Genomic DNA, 3118 nt, shown 5'->3' on the forward strand with positions numbered 1-3118 from the left:
AGCTCGGACAGGTCGCGCACCATCGCGTCGACATTGCTCGCCTGTTCCTGCCGGCGGCGGCCGGCGCGGCGGCCGAGCGCGCCGTACAGCTCGGTCTCGGTGACGACCGCGTAGCCTTCACCCGGCACGGCGAAGCCGTTTGCGAGCGGCGCGACGCCGAGCGCGAAGCGTTCGTCGCTTTCGAGCCAGCCGGCGAAGTGGTCGTTCGACGCGGGCCGCAGGCCGTTTTCCGCGAGCAGCTGCAGGATGGTCTCGCGGCGGCCTGCCGATTCGACGGTCAGCAACACGCGCTTGCCGGACGTGTCGATGAACGTGCGCAGCGCGGCGAGCGGATCGTCGGCATGACGGTCGATCGTCAGGTCGGGCAGCGCGGTGGCCCAGCCGCCTGCCGGCTGCGCGGGCAGTACGACGCGCGAGAACGGCTTGGCCAGCGTGAAGAAGTCCTCGTCGGACAGGAACAGGCGCTGCGGTTCGAGGATCGGCCGCTCGCGGTCATGCGACATGAAGGCGTAACGCTGCTTCGTGTCCGCGGTGAAACGGCGGATGGAGGCGTCGAGGTCGCCCGCGAACACGAGATGCGCATTTTGCGGCAGATAGTGGAACAGCGTTGCCGTCTCGTCGAAGAAGAGCGGCAGGTAATACTCGATGCCGGCCGACGGCACGCCGTTGCCGATGTCCTTGTAGATCGTCGCGCGGCTCGGGTCGCCTTCGAAGGTCTCGCGCCAGCGGCTGCGGAATGCGGTGCGCGCGGCCTCGTCGAACGGAAATTCGCGGCCGGGCAGGAGCCGCACGTCGCGCACCGGATAGAGGCTGCGCTGCGTATCCGGATCGAATGCGCGGATCGAGTCGACCTGATCGTCGAACAGGTCGATCCGGTATGGCAGCGGCGAGCCCATCGGGAACAGGTCGATCAGCGAGCCGCGCAAGCAGTATTCGCCGGGACGCACGACCTGGCTGACGTGCTCGTAGCCGGCGAGCGTCAGCTGCGCCTTCAGCTTCGCCTCGTCGAGGCGCTCGCCCTGAGCGAACGAGAACGTGTACGCGGCCATGAACGACGCGGGCGGCATCCGGTACAGCGCGGTGGTCGCCGGGACGAGCAGGATGTCGCAGCGGCCCTCGCCGAGATCGTGCAGCGTGGCGAGGCGCTCGGACACGAGATCCTGGTGCGGCGAGAACGTGTCGTACGGCAGCGTCTCCCAGTCCGGCAGCAGGCGCACGCGCGCGTCGGGCGCGAAGTAGGCGAGCTCCTGCGAGAGCCGTTGTGCGTCGACCGCGTTCGCACACATCACGGCGAGGAGCGGCACGTCCTGGCGATGGGCGGTGTGATAGCGCGCGATGGCGAGCGCATCGGCGGAGCCGTGCGTGCCGTCGAAGGCGAAGCGCTGGCCAGGTTTGACGAGCGCGACGGGCGAGGCGAACGAAGTGGGAGCGTTGTCTGGCATAGGGACGGCTAAGGTTGCGTGCGCTGCGCGCATTACGGCGCGCCGGTCGGGACGAAAGACCTATTATAAAATCCGCTTCTCGATTTCATCTTACCGGCGTTTCATTCCGTGACTCCCCGACTTTTCGCCTTGATTCCCTGCGCCGGCACGGGCAGCCGTTCCGGCTCGGCCCTGCCGAAGCAATACCGCACGCTCGCCGGGCGCGCACTCCTGCATTACACGCTTGCCGCGTTCGACGCGTGCAGCGAATTTACGCAGACGCTCGTCGTGATCTCGCCGGACGACACGCACTTCGACGCGCGCCGCTTCGCGGGCCTGCGCTTTGCGGTGCGCCGCTGCGGCGGATCGTCGCGGCAGGCATCGGTGCTCAACGGCCTGATGGAACTGACGGAATTCGGCGCGACCGACCGCGACTGGGTGCTGGTGCACGACGCCGCGCGGCCGGGCATCACGCCGCAGCTGATCCGCACGTTGATCACGACGCTGAAGGACGATCCCGTGGGCGGCATCGTCGCACTGCCGGTCGCGGATACGCTCAAGCGCGTGCCGGCCGGCGGCGACGCGATCGCGCGCACCGAATCGCGCGATGCGCTGTGGCAGGCGCAGACGCCGCAGATGTTCCGCATCGGCATGTTGCGCGATGCGATCCTGGACGCGCAGCAGCACGGACACGACCTGACCGACGAGGCCAGCGCGATCGAGTGGGCGGGACATACGCCGCGGGTCGTGCAGGGCAGCCTGCGCAACTTCAAGGTCACGTATCCGGAAGACTTCGATCTCGCGGAAGCGATCCTCGCGCGTGCGGCGCACTCATCCTGACAAACACTCAATCGGAATACGCATGGACTTCAGAATCGGACAAGGCTACGACGTACATCAGCTCGTCGAAGGGCGCCCCCTCATCATCGGCGGCGTGACGATTCCATACGAACGCGGCCTGCTCGGTCACTCGGATGCGGACGTGCTGCTGCACGCGATCACCGACGCGCTGTTCGGCGCGGCGGCGCTCGGCGACATCGGCCGTCATTTCTCGGATACCGACGCGGCGTTCAAGGGCGCGGACAGCCGCGTGCTGCTGCGTGAATGCGTCGCACGCGTGAAGGCGGCGGGCTTCACGATCCAGAACGTCGACAGTACCCTGATTGCGCAGGCGCCGAAGCTCGCGCCGCATATCGACGGGATGCGTGCGAACATCGCCGCCGATCTCGGTCTGCCGCTTGAACGCGTGAACGTGAAGGCGAAGACCAACGAGAAACTGGGCTACCTCGGCCGCGGCGAAGGCATCGAGGCGCAGGCCGCGGCATTGCTGGTGCGTCAGGCGAGCTGACGCGGCGAGGGCGGGGCGATTCGCCGCGATGCGGCGGCATGCGTCGCGTGACGCGCGCATCGGGGTTCGTCGGGCGTCGCGGTGCGGGCGCGCCCGGTATGCGTCACGCGGCCGCCCGCGCCTTGCCGCCGGGGAATTCGAGCGTGACTTCGAGACCGGGTTCCGGGCTGCGATTGCGCAGGCGCAACGCGCCGCGATAACGGCCGACGAGGCGCAGCACGATCGCCATGCCGAGTCCGGTGCCGTCCGCCTTGGTACGCGCGGTGTCGACGCGGTAGAACGGCCGCATCACGAGCGGCAGCTGATCCTCGGGAATACCGGGACCTTCGTCACGCACCGACAGCTCGAC

At 68.2% G+C, this 3118-nt stretch carries 3 protein-coding genes and 1 pseudogene; 2 read left to right on the top strand and 2 right to left on the bottom strand.

Features of this window, described 5'->3' with window-relative positions; translation table 11 throughout:
- A pseudogene (locus KH616_RS23415) lies at positions 1 to 1442 on the bottom strand (transcription-repair coupling factor); the annotation flags it as partial.
- 108 nt (positions 1443 to 1550) lie between these two features.
- Between KH616_RS23415 and ispD the strand changes: the two are divergent.
- Both ispD and ispF read left to right on the top strand, forming a co-directional pair.
- A complete protein-coding gene (gene ispD, locus KH616_RS23420) occupies positions 1551 to 2261 on the top strand; it encodes a 2-C-methyl-D-erythritol 4-phosphate cytidylyltransferase (protein WP_292252362.1) in 711 nt (236 codons plus the stop codon).
- Positions 2262 to 2283: 22 nt separating this feature from the next.
- Positions 2284 to 2769, top strand: a complete 486-nt coding sequence (ispF, locus tag KH616_RS23425) for a 2-C-methyl-D-erythritol 2,4-cyclodiphosphate synthase (protein ID WP_292252364.1) — start codon at positions 2284 to 2286, stop codon at positions 2767 to 2769.
- A gap of 103 nt (positions 2770 to 2872) precedes the next feature.
- Here ispF and KH616_RS23430 read toward each other — a convergent pair.
- A partial coding sequence (locus KH616_RS23430; protein ID WP_292252365.1) for an ATP-binding protein occupies positions 2873 to 3118 on the bottom strand: 246 nt, incomplete at its 5' end.

It is taken from the genome of Burkholderia sp. (genome assembly GCF_018375725.1).
Taxonomy (GTDB): domain Bacteria; phylum Pseudomonadota; class Gammaproteobacteria; order Burkholderiales; family Burkholderiaceae; genus Burkholderia.